Source organism: Ensifer sp. D2-11 (genome assembly GCF_054161295.1).
The window spans coordinates 3,116,746-3,134,320 of the sequence record NZ_CP096433.1; the positions used below are offsets into that span (position 1 = coordinate 3,116,746).

14 protein-coding genes are annotated in these 17,575 nt (G+C 64.3%); 5 read left to right on the forward strand and 9 right to left on the reverse strand.

Annotated elements, in window-relative coordinates:
- Window positions 1-2: 2 nt before the first annotated feature.
- From M1D34_RS14985 to M1D34_RS15025, 9 genes are all read right to left on the reverse strand, one after another.
- The gene (locus tag M1D34_RS14985; RefSeq protein WP_003536144.1) at window positions 3-1,136 is read right to left on the reverse strand and encodes an ABC transporter permease; all 1,134 of its coding nucleotides are present in this window, start codon (window positions 1,134-1,136) and stop codon (window positions 3-5) included.
- On the reverse strand, window positions 1,133-2,668 hold the full coding sequence (locus tag M1D34_RS14990; protein ID WP_010968369.1) for an ABC transporter ATP-binding protein: 1,536 nt from the start codon (window positions 2,666-2,668) through the stop codon (window positions 1,133-1,135). The genes M1D34_RS14985 and M1D34_RS14990 overlap by 4 nt, the downstream gene beginning before the upstream one ends.
- A gap of 270 nt (window positions 2,669-2,938) precedes the next feature.
- Window positions 2,939-5,170, reverse strand: coding sequence for a heavy metal translocating P-type ATPase (locus M1D34_RS14995; protein ID WP_498779703.1), 2,232 nt, complete (start codon window positions 5,168-5,170; stop codon window positions 2,939-2,941).
- A gap of 237 nt (window positions 5,171-5,407) precedes the next feature.
- Window positions 5,408-6,697, reverse strand: coding sequence for a Gfo/Idh/MocA family protein (locus M1D34_RS15000; RefSeq protein ID WP_498779705.1), 1,290 nt, complete (start codon window positions 6,695-6,697; stop codon window positions 5,408-5,410).
- Between the two features lie 57 nt (window positions 6,698-6,754).
- Window positions 6,755-7,579, reverse strand: coding sequence for a sugar phosphate isomerase/epimerase family protein (locus M1D34_RS15005; protein WP_003532465.1), 825 nt, complete (start codon window positions 7,577-7,579; stop codon window positions 6,755-6,757).
- A gap of 17 nt (window positions 7,580-7,596) precedes the next feature.
- Window positions 7,597-9,012: an enolase C-terminal domain-like protein gene (locus M1D34_RS15010; RefSeq protein WP_498779707.1), complete on the reverse strand. Its 1,416-nt coding sequence runs from the start codon at window positions 9,010-9,012 to the stop codon at window positions 7,597-7,599.
- Window positions 9,013-9,022: 10 nt separating this feature from the next.
- On the reverse strand, window positions 9,023-10,186 hold the full coding sequence (locus M1D34_RS15015) for a dihydrodipicolinate synthase family protein (RefSeq protein WP_498779709.1): 1,164 nt from the start codon (window positions 10,184-10,186) through the stop codon (window positions 9,023-9,025).
- Window positions 10,187-10,189: 3 nt separating this feature from the next.
- The gene (locus tag M1D34_RS15020; RefSeq protein ID WP_027990572.1) at window positions 10,190-11,338 is read right to left on the reverse strand and encodes a Gfo/Idh/MocA family protein; all 1,149 of its coding nucleotides are present in this window, start codon (window positions 11,336-11,338) and stop codon (window positions 10,190-10,192) included.
- A 123-nt stretch (window positions 11,339-11,461) separates the two neighbouring features.
- Window positions 11,462-12,139, reverse strand: coding sequence for a TetR/AcrR family transcriptional regulator (locus tag M1D34_RS15025; protein ID WP_003532480.1), 678 nt, complete (start codon window positions 12,137-12,139; stop codon window positions 11,462-11,464).
- Between the two features lie 194 nt (window positions 12,140-12,333).
- On the opposite strand from M1D34_RS15025, the gene M1D34_RS15030 reads away from it, so the two are divergent.
- The 5 genes from M1D34_RS15030 to M1D34_RS15050 are packed head-to-tail and all read left to right on the forward strand — an operon-like array spanning window position 12,334 to window position 17,573.
- On the forward strand, window positions 12,334-13,617 hold the full coding sequence (locus M1D34_RS15030) for an ABC transporter substrate-binding protein (protein WP_003532482.1): 1,284 nt from the start codon (window positions 12,334-12,336) through the stop codon (window positions 13,615-13,617).
- 5 nt (window positions 13,618-13,622) lie between these two features.
- Entirely contained in the window at window positions 13,623-14,579 is a 957-nt protein-coding gene (locus tag M1D34_RS15035) for a carbohydrate ABC transporter permease (RefSeq protein WP_014529984.1), read from the forward strand.
- Window positions 14,572-15,459, forward strand: a complete 888-nt coding sequence (locus M1D34_RS15040) for a carbohydrate ABC transporter permease (RefSeq protein WP_003532486.1) — start codon at window positions 14,572-14,574, stop codon at window positions 15,457-15,459. Before M1D34_RS15035 ends, M1D34_RS15040 begins: the two co-directional genes overlap by 8 nt.
- 22 nt (window positions 15,460-15,481) lie before the next feature.
- Window positions 15,482-16,498 (forward strand): Gfo/Idh/MocA family protein, encoded by a 1,017-nt coding sequence (locus M1D34_RS15045; protein ID WP_013844972.1) that lies wholly within the window; start codon window positions 15,482-15,484, stop codon window positions 16,496-16,498.
- A gap of 1 nt (window position 16,499) precedes the next feature.
- Complete coding sequence (locus M1D34_RS15050) at window positions 16,500-17,573, forward strand: Gfo/Idh/MocA family protein (protein WP_498779714.1); 1,074 nt, start codon at window positions 16,500-16,502, stop codon at window positions 17,571-17,573.
- The last annotated feature ends 2 nt before the right edge of the window (window positions 17,574-17,575 follow it).

The window sequence follows — 17,575 nt, forward strand, 5'->3', positions numbered from 1 at the left end:
TTTCAGGCTCCCTTGGTCTGCACGACGGCGGCCGCGCGCTGGCCCCGCGCCGCGAAGGCGCGCGTGATCGCCGGCCGGAACATGTTCTCGAGCGCCCCGGCAAAAAGGATCACGAGACCCTGGATGATGACGATCATGTCCCGGGAGATCGAAGGCATCTCGAAGGCGATCTCGGCGCCGCCCTGATAGAGCACGCCGAAAAGGATCGCGGCGGGAATGATGCCGCCCGGATGCGAGCGCCCCATCAGCGCGACCGCGATGCCGACGAAGCCGGCGCCTTGCACGAAATCGAGCTGCATGCGGAACTGCTCGCCCATGATCGGGTTCAGCGCCATCATGCCGGCAAGACCGCCTGATATCATCATGGCGACGACGGTGATGCGGCTTTCGCTGATACCGGCATAGCGCGCGGCAGACGGGCTATGGCCCATGGTGCGCATCTCGTAGCCGAGCCTGGTGCGCCAGATCAGCACCCAGACCGCGAAGGCGGCCGCCAGCGCCAGGAGGAAGGAGATGTTGAACGGCGCCGTGCCGATATTGAGGCCGAAGATCGACAGCAGCCAGTCGAGCTTCGGCAATTGCCCGCCCTCAGCGAAGGTCCGCGTCTGCGGCGCCATGGAGCCGAGCGGCTTCAGCACGCGGGTCAGCAGATAGACCATCAGGCTCGAGGCAATGAAATTGAACATGATGGTGGTGATGACGATATGGCTGCCGCGTTTGGCCTGCAGCCAGCCGGGCAGGAACGCCCAGAGCGCGCCGAAGAAGGCGGACCCGACGATGGCGAGCGGGAAGACCACGTACCAGGGCATCGTCTGGTCGAGCCAGAGGCAGGCGAGCGCCACGCCGATGCCGCCGACATAGGCCTGGCCCTCGCCGCCGATGTTGAAAAGACCGGCATGAAAGGCGACCGCCACCGCGAGTCCGGTGAAGATGAAGGTCGTCGCGTAATAGAGCGTGAAGCCGATATATTCGCCGCGGCCGAAGGCACCGTTGATGAGATGATAGGCGGCTTCGAGCGGGTTTTCGCCGACGAGGAGAACGACGAGGCCGGCGACGAGGAAGGCGACGGCAAGATTGATCAGCGGGATGAGGCCATATTCCACCCATCCCGGCAGTTTCGCATAGGGCGTACTCATTCTGCGGCCTCCTTGCGGCCTTCGACGCCGGCCATCAGGAGGCCGAGCTCGCCCTCGGTCGCCTCGGGGCTGCGTTCGCCGACGACGCGTCCGGCAAACATCACGAGGATGCGGTCGGAAAGGGAACGGATCTCGTCGAGTTCGACCGAGACCAGCAGAACGGCCTTGCCCTGATCGCGCATCTCTATGATCCGCTTGTGGATGAATTCGATCGCGCCGACATCGACGCCGCGGGTCGGCTGGCCGATGATGAGGACGTCCGGATCCCGCTCCATCTCGCGCGCAAGCACGACCTTTTGCTGGTTGCCGCCGGAGAAGTTGGCAGTCCTCAGCCGCGCATTCGGCGGGCGAATATCATATTTGGCAATCTTCTCCTCGGCATCCTTGCGGATCGCATCGATGTTCAGGAACATGCCGTTGGCGAAGCGCGGGTCATGGTGGTAACCGAGGATCGCGTTTTCGCACTCCTCGAATTTGAGCACGAGCCCGACGTGATGCCGGTCTTCCGGCACATGCGCCAGTCCGCGACCCCTGAGTTCGGCCGCGTCTGCGTTGCCCGTCACGTCCACCGGCCTGCCGTTGAGGAGAACCGTCCCGGAGGCGGCCTTGCGGATGCCGGCGATCGCTTCGAGCAGTTCCGACTGACCGTTGCCGGCCACGCCGGCGATGCCGACGATCTCGCCTGCACGAACATCGAAGGAGACGTTGTCGACCATGGTCACGCCGCGGCTGTCCTTGACCGTCAGCCCCTGGACGGCGAGCTTCACGTCACCGGGATTGCTCTCGCCCTTCTCGACACGAAGCAGCACGCGCCGGCCGACCATCAGCTCGGCCAGCTCCTCGACCGAGGTTTCACGCGTCGTGCGCGTCGCCACCATCTCGCCGCGGCGCATGACCGAGACCTCGTCGGTGATCGCCATGATCTCGCGCAGCTTATGGGTGATGAGGATGATCGTCTTTCCCTGAGCCTTGAGCTGGCCGAGGATGCGGAACAGGTGGTCCGCCTCGGCCGGCGTCAGGACGCCGGTCGGCTCGTCGAGGATCAGGATATCGGCCCGGCGATAAAGCGCCTTCAGGATCTCCACGCGCTGCTGCAGGCCGACCGGCAGCTCCTCGATCAGGGCGTCCGGATTGACCTCGAGGGCATATTCCTTCTCGAGCCGTTTCAGCTCCTGCCGCGCCTTGGCGATACCCTTGTTGAGGATCTGGCTGTCTTCGGCGCCCAACATGACGTTTTCGAGCACGGTGAAGTTCTCGACCAGCATGAAGTGCTGGTGGACCATGCCGATCCCCACGGAGATCGCCGCATTCGGATCGCGAATGGAAACAGGCTTGCCGTCGACCAGGATCTCGCCGTTGTCGGCCTGATAGAAGCCATAAAGGATCGACATCAGCGTCGACTTGCCGGCACCGTTTTCCCCGATGATGCCGTGGATCGTGCCCTTGCGAACCCTGAGATTGATGTTCCTGTTGGCGTGGACCAGCCCGAAGCTCTTGTCTATTCCACGCAATTCGATGGCAATATTGTTCATATTGGCCTGCGATCCCCTTTTTGCCCGCTTCGGCTCATCGCAGAAACCGTGCCGACAATTTTTTTACCATTTGGTATAAGTTTATCATCGATTTTCAGGCGCGAAAGCCTGGGCGACGAGATCTCCTTATACTTTCATAGGATCGCTGGTGAGAGTCCAGCGCGAATATACACAGGGGAGATTGCAGCCGATGGGCACGGTTGCATGGCGTGTCTCGCGCTTCCCCTGCCGCAAGGGCGGCAGGGAGGGGTCTTGTCAGCGCTTGGACAACTAGCGCAGCAGCCTCAATGCGTTGATCGTCACCAGGACAGTCGCGCCGGTATCGGCGAGGATCGCCGGCCAGAGACCCGTCACGCCGGCAATCGTCGTCGCCAGGAACACGGCCTTGAGGCCGAGCGCGATCGCGATGTTCTGGTGAATGTTGCGCATCGTCACCCGCGACAGCTTCACCATCGCGGCGACGTCCGAGACGCGGGCATGGAGGCTGGCGGCATCGGCCGTTTCCAGCGCCACATCGGTGCCGCCGCCAACGGCGATGCCGACATCCGCCGCCGCCAGAGCCGGCGCGTCGTTGATGCCGTCGCCGACCTTCGCCACCACGAGACCCTCGGCCCTGAGCCTGCTTACGATGCGCTGTTTGTCCTCCGGCAGAAGCCCGGCATGCGCCTCGATGCCCCCGATCCGGCCGGCGATCGCCTCGGCCGTCGCCCGATTGTCGCCGGTGAGCATCACCACGCGCAAACCCTGATCGGCGAGCGCCCTCAGGCCCGCCGCGGCATCCGCACGCGGCTCGTCGCGCATGGCAAGCGCTCCGGCTGCCCTCCCGCCGACGACGAGCACGGAGGCGGTCCTCCCCTCACCCTGCAGGGTTTCGATCCGAGCCAGGTCTTCCGCCGCCAGCGGCGCGCGCTCCCGGGCCGCCTCGGGCGAGCCGAGGAAAAGCTCGACGCCGTCTGCGGAGGCGGCAACACCCTTGCCGCCGATGGCCTTGGCGCCTTCGACGGGAAGGAGCGCCAAACCATCGGCTTCGGCACGCGACAGGACGGCACGGGCCAGCGGATGGCTGGATCCCTGTTCGAGCGCAGCGGCGTAGCCGAGGATCTCCGCCTCCGATCTGCCGAAGCCGACGATGTCGGTCAGCTTCGGCCTGCCTTCGGTGAGCGTTCCGGTCTTGTCGAAGGCGACGGCTGTGATCCTGCCGAGATTTTCGAGGACGGCGCCGCCCTTGATCAGAAGACCGCGGCGTGCACCTGCCGAAAGGCTCGCGGCGATCGCGGCCGGCGTGGAGATGACGAGGGCGCAGGGGCAACCGATCAGGAGAAGCGCGAGCCCTTTATAAATCCAATCCTGCCACAGGCCGCCGAAGAAGAGCGGCGGGATGACCGCAACCAATGCCGCGACGAGCACCACGCCCGGCGTGTAATAGCGGGAGAAGCGATCGATGAAACGCTCCGTCGGCGCCTTCTTCTCCTGCGCCTCTTCGACAAGCCTGATGACGCGCGCGATGGTATTGTCGGCCGCCGCAGCGGTGACGCGCACCCGCAGCGCGCCGTCACCATTGACGGTTCCGGCAAAGACATTCGCGCCGGCTTCCTTCAGGACGGGCGTGCTCTCGCCGGTCACCGGCGCCTCGTCGACGCTGCTCTCGCCGGAGACGATGATGCCATCGGCCGGGAGCCGGTCGCCGGGACGGACGAGGACGATGGCGCCAGGGGCCAGGCTTTCGGCGGGAACCTCCACGGTCCTGCCGTTTTCTTCGAGGAGCGCCGATTTCGGCACGAGCGCCGTCAGCGCCTGTATGCTCGCCCGCGCCTTGCCCGCGGCAACGCCCTCCAGCAGTTCCCCGATCAGGAAGAGGAAGACGACCATGGCCGCTTCCTCGCCGGCGCCGATGAAGACGGCACCGGCGGCCGCAATGGTCATCAGCATCTCGATCGAGAAAGGTGTGCCGGAAAGTGCTGCCATGAGCGCACGTCTTGCGATCGGCAACAGGCCGACGAGCATGGCGAGGGTGAAAATCCAGGGCTCGGTGGCGGGAACGAACTGGCCGATCGCATAGGCTGAGGCAAGGGCAACGCCACAGGCGAGCGTGAGCTTGCCTTTTGCCGTTCGCCACCATGGCAACGGCGCCGTGAAACGGGAGGACGGCTTCGTGCTTGCCGGAAGGGCGGTTGAATGCCCGTGATCGTGGCTCGCTTCGCCATGCGCAGAGCCCGCGGCATGGTCGTGGCCGCAGCAGGCGTGCTCGCTCTGAGCCGGCTGCCGTTCCGCCGCAACGTCAAGCGGCGAAAGACCGTAGCCGAGGACACCGACCTTCCGCATCACCTGCGCGCCGATATCGTCGCGCGCCGCATGCCGGACGGTCATGGTGCCGGCGGCCACCGAGACATTGACGTCCTCGACCCCTGCAACCCGCCTTACGGCCGTGTCGATCTTGGCAGCGCAGGATGCGCAATCCATCCCATCGACGCGAAATCTCGTTTCCCGAAATATGCCTGTCATTCCATGCTCCTTACGAAACCGGAAGCAGGCTAAGTCCTCTAGCGGCTAGAGGTTCAAGAGGGAAAATGTGCAGGTCAAACATCTGACTTTGACGCGGGTTAGCGCCTACTGCATGTTTCCTTTAATCGTATCCGATTAAAGGACAAAAACATGCAGCAGATCAAAGTGATCTAACGCACTTCCGGACGGAAAACCGTTACACACTTTTCCTGGAAGTACTCTAACCCCGACTACGCCCTACCCGGCATTCGCCGCGAGCTTGCGCATCGGCTGCGCCCCGTCGGTGAACAATTCCGGCATCAGATCGGCCAGGCGGACGATCTCGCCGGTACGCGAACTCTGGAGCGCCGCAATGCCGCAAAGGACCGACATGGCACCGGCCCGCGCGCCGGCGCGCTGTCCCAGCGGATCCTTTGCGTCCGGCTCGAAGAGCGTATTCCGCAGCCGGTCGTCGCCGCCATAGTGCCCGCCGGGAAAATGCGGCACCGTGATCCGTTCCATCGCCGGCTTGCCCTTCGGAAAGTTGCGGACGAGCAGGATCACGTCCTCGGGCGGCGTCTCCCAGGGCTGATCCTCGTACTGGCGAAGCTCGATCCTGCCCTTCGTACCGTTGAAGGCGATGTGATGGCCCTCGATCGGCTGGAAGGTATTGAGCGAATAGGAGACGTGGACGTCGTTGCGGTAGCGGATATTCGCGACCATCGTGTCGGGGATGTCGATGTCCTCGCGGAAGACGCAGCCGTCGCGGAAATAGCCGTCGATTTCGGAAGGTTCCTCATAGAGCGAGTCGAGAAACGGATCGGCTTCGAGATCGAGGTAGAAGTCGCACTCGCTCTTGTGAGGACAGAGCTTGCAGCGCGGCCCGCGAAACGGTCCCCTGCGGCCGTACATCTGCAGGTCGGCAAAGGCGCTGACCGCCTCCGGATCGCTGTCGAGATACCAGTTCAGGAGATCGAAATGGTGTGTCGCCTTATGCACGAAGAGGCTGCCCGAGTGTTCCGCATAGGCGTGCCAGCGGCGGAAATAATCGGCGCCGTGGCGCGTATCGAGATACCAGTGGAAGTCGACCGAGGTGACGCGGCCGATCTCGCCGGCATTGAGGAGTTCCTTGATGCGCGCTGCGGTCGGCGCGAAGCGGTAGTTGAAGGAAACGTCCACCCGCCGCCCGGTCCGCTTCTCCGCGTCGAGAATGCGGCGGATCTTCTCGACCGTGGTCGACATCGGCTTTTCGGTGATGACGTCGGCGCCGGACTCCAATGCGCGCACGACGATATCGTCATGCGTGTCGTCCGGCGTGCAGACGATGACGAGATCGGGGCGCGTTTCGGCAAGCATCGCATCGACATTGCCGTAAACAGGCGCATTGGTGGCGATCATCGTGCGGGCGCGCTCGGCCCGCAGCGCGTTCGTATCGGCAATGGCGACGAGATCGACGAGGCCGCGCCAGCCGGCCAGAAGATCCCTGCCCCACATGGTGGTTCCGCGGTTGCCGGTGCCGACCAGCGCAAAGCGACGCTTGTTGTCCATCATACCCTCACGCAATCCCTGTCATATCTTGTAGGAGAAACATCCTGCCCCAGCATATCAGCAGCAATTCCGGTAGCGTTCCACACAGGTCGCGATCACCTCGTCGGCCGGGCGCTTCCACCAGTTGTCTGCGGAGAAGATCTCGACCTCCTGCGCCCCGTGGAAGCCGGCCGCCTCGATCCGCCGCCGGATGCCCTTGAGATCGATGACGCCGTCGCCCATCATGCCGCGATCCGTCAGCATGTCCTTCGTGGGCACGAGCCAATCGCAGATGTGGTGAGCGAGGATCGCCTTCATTTTGCCGGCCCGCGCGATCTGATTGGCCAGATCGGGGTCCCACCAGACGTGATAGACGTCGATCGCCACGCCGACGCCCGGGCCAAGGGTCTCGCAGATGTCGAGAGCCTGGCCGAGCGTGTTCACGCAGGCGCGGTCGGCGGCATACATCGGATGCAGCGGCTCGATCGCAAGCGGCACGCCGGCCGCGCGCGCATGCGGCAGCACTGCCGCGATCCCTTCCACAACCATCCGGCGGGCCGCGTCGATGTTCTTCGAGCCGCCCGGCAGGCCGCCGGCGACCAGCACCAGACAGTCGGCGCCGAGCTCCGCTGCCTCGTCCACCGCGCGCCTGTTGTCATCGATCGCCTTCTCCCTGCCTGACGCGTCCGGCGCCGGAAAGAAGCCGCCGCGGCAGAGCCCGGTCAGCTTCAGCCCGTTGGCCCGGACGATACGCCCGGCCTCGCCGAGGCCGATCGCCGCCACCTGGTCGCGCCAGGGCGCGATCGCCGTGATGCCGTGCTTCAGACAGATATCCACGGCTTCGGCGAAGCCGCATTGCTCCCGGATCGTCGCCAGATTGATGGAAAGCCCCTCGACCTGCATATGTTCTCCTCCCGATTTCAGGATACCATCGCCGCCCAGTCCGGCTCGACGGATGAGCCGAGGCCGACGGACCGCAAGACGGTGGAAAAAGTGATTTCACCGCCCCGGATCGCCAGCCGCGCCCGCCCGGAACCGCTTTCGTAGAGATCGCCATGATGGGCGAGATAGGCGGCCTGCTCCGCCGCCGGGGCGCCGGCCATGCCGTCGACATAGTGGTGGCCGTTGCGTTCGACGTGGCCGGCGCCGACAAGCGCTGCCAGCACGAGGTCCTGCTGGAGCGCCAGGCCCGACTGCGTCGTCAGGTCCTCGGCGGACATGAAATAGCGCGCGGCCCCGGCCTCGGCGTTCCACATCTCCACGCGAGCGCGGTTGACGAGTGCCCGGTAGAAGCCTTTGCAGGACTTCGAGGAGATGCCGGCATAACCGAGCGCGCGGGCACGGAGAAATGCGCCGATATCGCCATCGGACTCGTCGATTTCGAGCGGCATCCGCCGGGCGACCTCCGTGACCGGCCTCGACAGCGCCTCGGCGCGAGCGATCGGCTGCTCGAAGAAGAGCGCCGAGGCGCGCAATTTTTCGAGACGCGGCTCTTCGGCGATCCGGTCGAGAAGATCGGCAACGGCATCGGCATTTTCGAACTGCTCGTTGCCGTCGAGCGTCACCCGATACGCATCGACGCGCTGGTCGAGGACCGCGGCGATGGCGAGCAGACGCCGGGTGTCCTCGGCCGGGCGCCCCGAAACCTTGATCTTGAAATAACGATGGCCATAGGCGGCGATCACCTCTTCCAGCGTCTGCGGCAGTCCGTCCTCCAGCCGCTGCCCAGGCGCTAGATCGGCCGCCGTCAACGCGTCGGCAAGGCCGATCGTGTGGCGAACGGCCAGCCTCGGGCCGGGTTCGAGGCGCGAAAGGAACCGCGCAAGGTCGAAGCCTTCCAGATCGGGCGCGGTGGCGCCGGTGATGCCCGGCAGGTTGGCTCTGACCGCCCCGGGGGCGCTTGCTCCGGTCATGCGGCACAGCGCATCGAGGATGGCGCGGTCAAGAAGCGCGAGGCCGTAGGAGGCGACAAGGGCTGGCAGACCATGCCCGGCTGCCGCCCGGTGGTGATCACCCTCGGCAGCCGCATGCAGGCCAAAGGGGGTCTGCGCCTGCAGCGATGTCAGTCCTTCGATCGCCAGCCGCAAGGAGGCACGAAGCTGCTCGACATTATCCTCCGGCGAAAGGCCCGGGTTCTTGTCGAACCATTTCGGCATCATCATCTCGGCCGACCAGCCGATGGCGGACCGGCCGCGCGCATCCTCGACCCGCACCCGGACGAAGGCCTGCGGCGCGGTCGCAACGCGCGCCGATCCGAAGCGGAAGGGAAAACGGAATTCGACCGGCCGCTCGAAAACCTCCGCTTCGGCCAGCCTGACGCGCGGGGCTTCCGTCATCGCAAAGGCCTCACTCGACGCCGTGCACGGCGAGCACGCGCCGCATGCGCGCGGTCGCAAGCTCCGGATCGGCGAGGGCCCCCGCCTTGTCCGCCAGGCGGAAAAGCTCGGCGAGATGGACGAGCGATCGGGCGCTCTGCTGCCCTCCGATCAGGACGAAATGGTCCTGTAGACCGTTCAGATAGGCAAGGAAGACGACGCCGGTCTTGTAGAAACGCGTCGGGGCCTTGAAGATGTGGCGCGACAGCGGCACCGTCGGCTCCAGCAATTCGAAGAATTCGCCGTTCCGCCCGCTACCCAGCGCTTCCAGCGCCGCCGAAGCCACCGGCGCGATAGCGTCGAAGATGCCGAGCAGCGCGTCCGAATGCCCTTCCTCGTCGCCGGCGATGAGCTCGGCATAATTGAAGTCGTCGCCGGTATACATGCGCACGCCTTTCGGCAGTTGCCGCCGCATCACGATCTCCTTCTCCTTGGAAAGGAGCGAAATCTTGATGCCGTCGACCTTGGCGGCGTGCGCCTCGAGGACGTCGAGGCAGGTCTTCATCGCCGCCATGTGGTCGGCATTGCCCCAATAGCCTTCGAGCGCCGGATCGAACATCTCGCCGAGCCAATGGATGATCACCGGCTCCTTCACCTGGGAGAGAACGCGGTCGTAGACGCGGATATAGTCCTCCGGGCCCTTTGCCGCGGCGGCAAGCGCCCGGCTCGCCATCAGGATGATCCGACCTCCTTCTGCCTCGATCGCCTCGATCTGGCTCTCATAGGCCGCGAGAATATCGTCGATCGACACGTCCGGCCCCGGCGCCAGATGGTCGGTGCCGGCGCCGCAGGCGATCAGCGCGTCCGGGCGGCCGCGCGCTTCGGCAAGCGAGCGGCGGATGAGTTCGCGCGCTTCCGGCCAGCCGAGGCCCATGCCGCGCTGGGCTGTATCCATCGATTCGGCGACGCCGAGACCGAGATCCCAGAGGCGGTGACGAAAGGCGAGCGTGCGCTCCCAGTCGATCGCCGGCGCCAGCCAGGGATCGTTGTCGGCGAGCGGGTCGGCGACCACATGGGCGGCGGCGAAGGCGACCCTGGAAAAGGCATTGGCATCGCGGCTGTTGAAAGGCACCGGCCGCCCCGCGAGGTCGTAGCGGGCAAGCCTGCCTTCGATTGGAAGATCGATGCTGACCATGGCTCAGAGCTCCAATTCCGGAACGTCGAGCCAGCGGCGCTCCGCCCAGGATTTGAGGCCGAGTTCCGCAAGCTGCACGCCCTTGGCGCCGGCCTCGAGCCCGTAGGGCCAGGGACCGTCCTCCGCCACGTGGCGCAGGAACATTTCCCACTGCGCCTTGAAGCCGTTGTCGAAGGCCTGCGTATCCGGCACCTCGTCCCAGGTCCTGTAGAAATCGATCGTCTGCGGCTGATCGGGATTCCAGACCGGTTTCGGGGTATTGACGCGGTGCTGCGTCCAGCACTTCGTGAGCCCGGCGACAGCGGAACCATGGGTTCCGTCGACCTGAAACGTCACCAGATCGTCGCGCCGCACGCGCACCGCCCAGGAGGAATTGATATGCGCGACGATGCCGCCCTCGAGTTCGAAGGTGGCATAGGCCGCGTCGTCGGTGTCGCAGTCGTAGGCGCGACCCTGTTCGTCGATGCGGCTTGGGATATGGGTCGCGCCGAGGCAGGAGACCGCCTTCACTTCCCCGAAGAGATTGTCGAGCACGTAGCGCCAGTGGCAGAGCATGTCGAGGATGATGCCGCCGCCGTCCTTTTTCCGGTAGTTCCATGAGGGCCGCTGGGCCGGAACGCCCCAATCGCCTTCGAACACCCAGTAGCCGAACTCGCCACGCACCGAGAGGATCTTGCCGAAGAAGCCTGAATCCCTCAGCAGGGCCAGCTTGCGAAGGCCCGGCAGGAACAGCTTGTCCTGAACGACCCCATGCTTGAGCCCGGAGGCGCGCGCCTTCCGCGCCAGTTTGACCGCCGTCCTCAGATCATCGGAGATCGGCTTCTCGCAATAGACGTGCTTGCCGGCGTCGAGCGCGCGGCCGATGAGCTCGGCACGCATCAGCGTCGTGCCGGCATCGAAGAAGATCTGGTCGTTCGGATCGGCAAGCGCCGCGTCGAGATCGGTCGACCAGCGGGCAATATCATGGCGCTTGGCCAATTGCTCCATCTTGTCGCGATTGCGGCCGACGATGATCGGATCGATCTCCAGCCTTTCGCCCGACTGGAGCGTGATCCCGCCCTGATCACGGATGGCCAGGATCGAGCGCACCAGGTGCTGGTTGTATCCCATGCGGCCGGTGACACCGTGCAATATTATACCCAAACGCGGCATGCCGTTCCTCCCTGAGAGGCCCGTGAGGGGAAAGAACCAGCCCTCCCAAGCCAGTAACTAATCGGTTACTTTGTGGCAGAGGAGAATCACACTTGTCAACAAAAAAAACGACATGTGCCTGGATCAGCGCCGGATCGATGCCAGCGTGACATGGACGATATGGCGCTGCCAGACGTCGAGATTGCTCTTGTCCATGAGGTCGCGGCCGAAGATCGTCGAGAGCGTGTATTGGTTGGAAAGGTAAAAATAGCCGAGGGCGGCGATCGTCAGATAGAGGTTCAGCGGGTCGACATCGGGCCGAAAGAGGCCACCGGCCTTGCCGCGCTGGAGAAGGTCGGAGAGCTTGTCTATGAAGCTCGAATGCAGTTCCTTTAGACGCGTCGACTGACGCAGCCAGCGGGCCCGGTGCAGGTTTTCGGTGCCGAGGAGACTGAGGAACTCCGGATGCTCCAGGAAGTAGCCCCAGGTGAACATGGCGAGCTCGGCAATTCCCTGTTCAGGTTCCAAGTCGCTGAGGTTTAAGGATTTTTCCGCCGTTCTTATGCCGACATAGGCCTCTTCCAGGACCGCGAGATAAAGCTGCTCCTTGTCGCCGAAGTAGTGGTAGAGCATGCGCTTGTTGATGCCCGCCCTCTCGGCGATGGCATCGACGCGGGCGCCGCCTATGCCGTTTTCGGCGAACTCCCGGGTCGCAGCGGCGAGGATCGATGCGCGCGTGCGCTCGGGGTCGCGCTGCAGCGTCCGTTCCGCCCGCCCCCCGGACCCGTTCCTCCCCTTCGCTCCGTCTCGCATCTTCTCCATCACACGCGACCTCCGCATCCCCTTGCCTTTAGCGGCATTCGGGTGCAACTTTGTCATAATAATTTACAAGTCAATGATAGTTCCGCACACAACTGCTTGACAGGATCATTGCTTGTCCATAACTTGTAACCAAATAGTTATTTGTTGCAAGAGGCCGGAACGTTGTGGAGGCGTTCCGAAGGGAGGAGGAACAGATGACGCATAAGATCAGCAGGCGAAATGTACTCGCGGGAGGGGCGGCACTTCTTTCGATGTCCGCACTGGCGCCCGCCTTTGCGCAGGAGGCGCGGCTGCGGGTGCTCTGGTGGGGTTCGCAGGCCCGTGCCGACCGCACGAACAAGGTCAATCAGCTCTTTCAGGAGCAGAACGCGGGCGTCGCCATCAATGGCGAATTCCTCGGCTGGAGCGACTACTGGCCACGGCTTGCGACCCAGGTCGCCGGGCGCAATGCGCCCGACATCATCCAGATGGACTATCGCTACATCGTCGAATATGCCCGGCGCGGCGCGCTCGCGCCCCTCGACGACTATCTCGGCTCCGTGCTCAAGGTCGAGGATTTCGACCAGGTGCAGATCAAGGGCGGCAGCGTCGAAGGCAAGCTCTACGGCATCAGCCTCGGCGCCAACTCGGCAGCGATGATGGTCAATGCCGCCGCTTTCGAGGAAGCCGGCATTGAACTTCCGACGCCGTCAACGACCTGGGATGAGATGGCGCGAATCGGCGCCGAGATCACCAAGGCAGGCAAGCGCAAGGGCTTCTATGGCCTCTCCGACGGCAGCGCGGTCGAGCCGCTTTTCGAAAACTGGCTGCGCCAGCGCGGCAAGGCCCTGTTCACCGCGGACGGCAAGATCGCCTATGATGCGAACGATGCGGCCGAATGGTTCGCCATGTGGCAGAAGATGCGCGAGGACAAGGCCTGCGTCCCGCCGGACATCCAGGCGCTCGACCAGTACAATGTGGAGACGAGCCCGCTGTCGCTCGGCAAGGCGGCCGCTTCCTTCGCGCACTCCAACCAGTTCGTCGCCTATCAGGGCATAAACAAGGACAAGCTGGCGCTGAGAAGCCATCCGCTGATCGGCAAGGATGCGAAGGGCGGCCATTACCGCAAGCCGTCGATGTTCTTCTCGGTCTCGGCCCAGACCAAGGACCCGGAACTCGGCGCCAAATACGTCAACTTCTTCGTCAAGGATCCGAAAGCCGCCGAAATCCTGGGCGTCGAGCGCGGCGTACCGGAATCGGCAGCCGTGCGCGAAAAACTGGCGTCGACGCTCGACGAGCTCGGCCGCGCCATGCTCGACTATGTCTCGGGCCTCGGAGCGCTTGCCGGCGATCTGCCGCCGCCGCCGCCCAGCGGTGCCGGCGAGGCGGAATTCGCTCTGCGCAACGTCGCCGAACAGGTCGGCTTCGGTCAGCTCGACGCCAAGCAAGGGGGCGAGACGCTGGTGAACGAGGTCAGCCAGATCCTCGCGCGGGGTTAAGGAGGATGGCGGCCGTGCAGGACACCGCTGTCGCAGTCGGCACGGGCGCGTCTTCGCGCCCGGCCGCACAGGGTCGCCTGGCCAGGATATGGGCAAGCCATGGAGCCGGCTACATGTTCCTGTTGCCATGGCTCATCGGCTTCTTCGGCCTGACGCTCGGGCCCGCCATCGCGTCACTCTATCTCTCCTTCACGAACTTCGACCTGATCCGCGCGCCGGAATGGATCGGCACCGCCAACTACGCGCGCATCGCGACGGCCGACCCGAAGTTCGCCGCTGCCGTCAAGGTGACGTTTCTCTATGTCGTGCTCTCGGTGCCCTTCAAGCTCGCCTTCGCGCTGCTCGTCGCGATCCTTCTCGACCGTGGCGTCCGGGGGCTCACCGTCTATCGGGCGATCTTCTACCTGCCGTCGCTGCTTGGCGGCAGCGTCGCTATCGCCGTGCTCTGGCGACAGCTCTTTGCCGGCGACGGCCTGATCAACAGCCTGCTGGCCCAGTTCGGCATCGAGGGGCCGAGCTGGATCTCGCATCCGGACTATTCGATATGGACGCTCGTGGTCTTGAGCGTCTGGCAGTTCGGATCGCCGATGATCATCTTCCTCGCGGGCCTTCGGCAGATCCCGACGGACATGTACGAGGCGGCAAGCCTCGACGGGGCGTCCAAGTTCCGTCAGTTCTACAAGATCACGCTGCCGCTGCTGACGCCGGTCATCTTCTTCAACGCGGTCGTGCAGACGATCGACGCTTTCAAGGCCTTCACTCCCGCCTTCATCATTTCCGGCGGCACCGGCGGCCCGATCAACTCGACGCTCTTCTACACTCTTTACCTCTACCAGGAGGCCTTCGGTAATTTCCGCATGGGCTACGCCTCGGCGCTTGCCTGGATTCTCGTGCTGATCATCGGGCTGTTCACGGCCTTCTCGTTCCTCACCTCTCGCTACTGGGTGCACTACGATGACTGACGCGACCATGAGCTCGGTAACCGCCCCGCCGCCGGTCCCGACGGGCCGCCGCGGCCCTGTCGGATCGTTCCTCGTTCACGCCGCCCTGATCGCCGCCTCGATCGCCATGATCTATCCGCTCCTGTGGATGATCTCGGCCTCGGTCAGGCCGGAGGACGAGATCTTCGCCTCGACGTCGCTTTGGCCCTCCTCGGTGGACTTTTCCTCCTATGTGCGCGGCTGGTTCGGGCTCGACGTCAGCTTCGGGCGGTTCTTCTGGAACTCGCTGGTCATTGCGGTCCTCACCGTCGTCGGCAATGTCGTCGCCTGCTCGCTCGCGGCCTATGCCTTCGCGAGGCTGCGCTTCGCGGGGCGGAATTTCTGGTTCGCGATCATGCTCGGCACGATGATGATCCCCTATCACGTGACGCTCATTCCCCAATATGTGCTCTTCCTCGATCTCGGCTGGGTGAACACCTTCCTGCCGCTGGTGGTCCCGAAGTTCCTCGCCAGCGATGCCTTCTTCATCTTCCTGATGGTGCAGTTCTTCCGCGGAATACCGCGCGAACTGGACGAAGCGGCGATGATGGACGGCTGCGGCGCCTGGCGCATCTACTGGAAGATCATGCTGCCGCTATCGCTTCCCGTTCTGGCGACGGCCGCCATCTTCTCCTTCATCTGGACCTGGGACGATTTCTTCGGGCCGCTGATCTACCTCAACGACATGAACAGCTACACGATCCAGCTCGGCTTGAGGACCTTCGTCGACTCCAGCAGCACCTCCGACTGGGGCGGGCTCTTCGCCATGTCGACGCTCTCGCTCGTGCCGGTGTTCTTCTTCTTCCTCTTCTTCCAGCGCCTTCTGATCGAGGGCATCGCCACAACCGGCATGAAGCGCTGAGCGACGGAGCTTGAAAATCATCATGGACGAACTGCGTTTCGCTGCCGTCGGGCTCAACCACAACCACATCTACGGCCAGGTCAACTGCCTGCTTCGGGCCGGCGCCCGCCTCGCCGGCTTCCACGAGAAGGACGATGCGCTGGCCGCGGAATTTTCCGCCGTCTACGCAGACGCCCGGCGCATCGCGACGGCAGAGGAAATCCTCGAGGACGAGAACATCGGCCTCATCGTCTCGGCCGCCGTTTCGAGCGAGCGCGCGGAACTGGCGATCCGTGCCATGCAGCACGGCAAGGACGTGCTTGTCGACAAGCCGGGCATGACGAGCTTCGACCAGCTCGCCAAGCTGCGCCGGGTCCAGGCCGAGACGGGCCGCATCTTCTCGATCCTCTATTCGGAGCATTTCGAGAGCCCAGCCACGGTCAAGGCCGGCGAGCTCGTCGCCGCCGGCGCGATCGGCGAGGTGGTGCACATCGTCGGCCTCGGCCCGCACAGGCTGCGCCGCGAGACGCGGCCCGACTGGTTCTTCCGCCGCGCGGACTATGGCGGCATCCTGACCGACATCGCGTCGCACCAGTGCGAGCAGTTCCTGTTCTTCACCGGCGTCAACGACGCGACCGTGCTATCGGCGAGCGTCGGCAACCGGAGCGTTCCCGACGCTCCGGAACTGCAGGATACGGGCAGTATCCACCTCTCGACGGGGCGGACAACCGGTATGATCCATGTGAACTGGCTGACCCCGGAGGGAATGCCGACCTGGGGTGACGGCCGGCTCTTCATCGTCGGCACCTCCGGAACGATCGAGGTCCGCAAGACGGTCGATCTCGCCGGCCGCGAAGGCGGCAACCACCTGTTTCTCGCGGACCGCAACGGCGTCGAACATATCGACTGCTCTCGCGTCGACCTGCCCTTCGGGCGCCAGTTCCTCGCCGACATCCGCGACAGGACCGAAACCGCAATGCCGCAGGAGCGCTGCTTCAAGGCCATGGAGCTTGCGCTTCAGGCGCAGGCGATCGCCGAACAGAACGGGGACAGGAACTGACATGAGCGTGAAGACAGTTGCCATCATCGGCTGCGGCATCGGGCGTTCGCACATCGTCGAAGGCTATCAGCCGCACCCGGACAAGTTCCGGGTCCAGGCTCTCTGCGACCTCAACGAGGAGCGGCTGAACGAGGTCGGCAACGAATTCGGCATCGAGCAGCGGACCCGCTCCTTCGACGAACTGCTCGCCGACGACAGCATCGACATCATCGACATCTGCACCCCGCCAGGCATCCATCTCGAACAGGTGCTCGCAGCACTTGCCGCCGGCAAGCATGTGATCTGCGAAAAGCCGCTGACCGGATCGCTCGCGGGCGTCGATGCGATCATGGAAGCCGAGAAAGAGGCCCGCGGCGTGCTGATGCCGATCTTCCAGTACCGCTATGGCGACGGCATCGAGAAAGCCAAGCGCATCATCGAGGCGGGCATCGCGGGCAAGCCCTATGTCGGCTCGGTCGAGACGTTCTGGCTGCGCACGCCCGAATATTATTCCGTCCCCTGGCGCGGCAAGTGGGCGACGGAGCTCGGCGGCGTGCTCGTCACCCACGCGCTGCATCTGCACGATATGATGCTGCATCTTCTCGGCCCGGTGGCGCGCGTATTCGGCCGCGTCGCGACCCGGGTCAACGACATCGAGGTCGAGGATTGCGCCTCGGCGAGCCTGCTCATGAAGAACGGCGCCTTCGTTTCGCTTTCCTGTACGCTCGGCTCGCAGGAGCAGATCAGCCGGCTCAGGCTGCATTTCGAGAACGTCACCTTCGAAAGCAGCCACGAACCCTATGCGCCGGGTAAGGATCCGTGGAAGATCATCGCGTCAAATGACGAAGTGCAGGCGCGGATAGACGAAGTGACCGGCGACTGGCGCCCGGTCTCGCCACGCTTTACCACCCAGATGGCGCATTTCCACGATTTCCTGAGCGGCAGGGGACCCCTGCCCGTGACGACGCAGGACGCGCGCCGCGCACTGGAACTGGTCACCGCGATCTATCAATCCGCCGATACCGGCCGCGAAATTGAGTTACCGCTTGGGCCGGACAGCCCGAAATATGCCGATTGGCGTGCGAATACCCGATAAAG

What these genes read in the sequence shown, in the direction of transcription:
- M1D34_RS15025 (WP_003532480.1), bottom strand. Translation starts at nt 12,139, where the DNA reads ATGGAGAAGATGCGAGACGGAGCGAAGGGGAGGAACGGGTCCGGGGGG.
- M1D34_RS15010 (WP_498779707.1), bottom strand. Translation starts at nt 9,012, where the DNA reads ATGACGGAAGCCCCGCGCGTCAGGCTGGCCGAAGCGGAGGTTTTCGAG.
- M1D34_RS15035 (WP_014529984.1), top strand. Translation starts at nt 13,623, where the DNA reads ATGGCGGCCGTGCAGGACACCGCTGTCGCAGTCGGCACGGGCGCGTCT.
- M1D34_RS15050 (WP_498779714.1), top strand. Translation starts at nt 16,500, where the DNA reads ATGAGCGTGAAGACAGTTGCCATCATCGGCTGCGGCATCGGGCGTTCG.
- M1D34_RS15020 (WP_027990572.1), bottom strand. Translation starts at nt 11,338, where the DNA reads ATGCCGCGTTTGGGTATAATATTGCACGGTGTCACCGGCCGCATGGGA.
- M1D34_RS14990 (WP_010968369.1), bottom strand. Translation starts at nt 2,668, where the DNA reads ATGAACAATATTGCCATCGAATTGCGTGGAATAGACAAGAGCTTCGGG.
- M1D34_RS15000 (WP_498779705.1), bottom strand. Translation starts at nt 6,697, where the DNA reads ATGGACAACAAGCGTCGCTTTGCGCTGGTCGGCACCGGCAACCGCGGA.
- M1D34_RS15040 (WP_003532486.1), top strand. Translation starts at nt 14,572, where the DNA reads ATGACTGACGCGACCATGAGCTCGGTAACCGCCCCGCCGCCGGTCCCG.
- M1D34_RS15005 (WP_003532465.1), bottom strand. Translation starts at nt 7,579, where the DNA reads ATGCAGGTCGAGGGGCTTTCCATCAATCTGGCGACGATCCGGGAGCAA.
- M1D34_RS14985 (WP_003536144.1), bottom strand. Translation starts at nt 1,136, where the DNA reads ATGAGTACGCCCTATGCGAAACTGCCGGGATGGGTGGAATATGGCCTC.
- M1D34_RS15045 (WP_013844972.1), top strand. Translation starts at nt 15,482, where the DNA reads ATGGACGAACTGCGTTTCGCTGCCGTCGGGCTCAACCACAACCACATC.
- M1D34_RS15030 (WP_003532482.1), top strand. Translation starts at nt 12,334, where the DNA reads ATGACGCATAAGATCAGCAGGCGAAATGTACTCGCGGGAGGGGCGGCA.
- M1D34_RS14995 (WP_498779703.1), bottom strand. Translation starts at nt 5,170, where the DNA reads ATGACAGGCATATTTCGGGAAACGAGATTTCGCGTCGATGGGATGGAT.
- M1D34_RS15015 (WP_498779709.1), bottom strand. Translation starts at nt 10,186, where the DNA reads ATGGTCAGCATCGATCTTCCAATCGAAGGCAGGCTTGCCCGCTACGAC.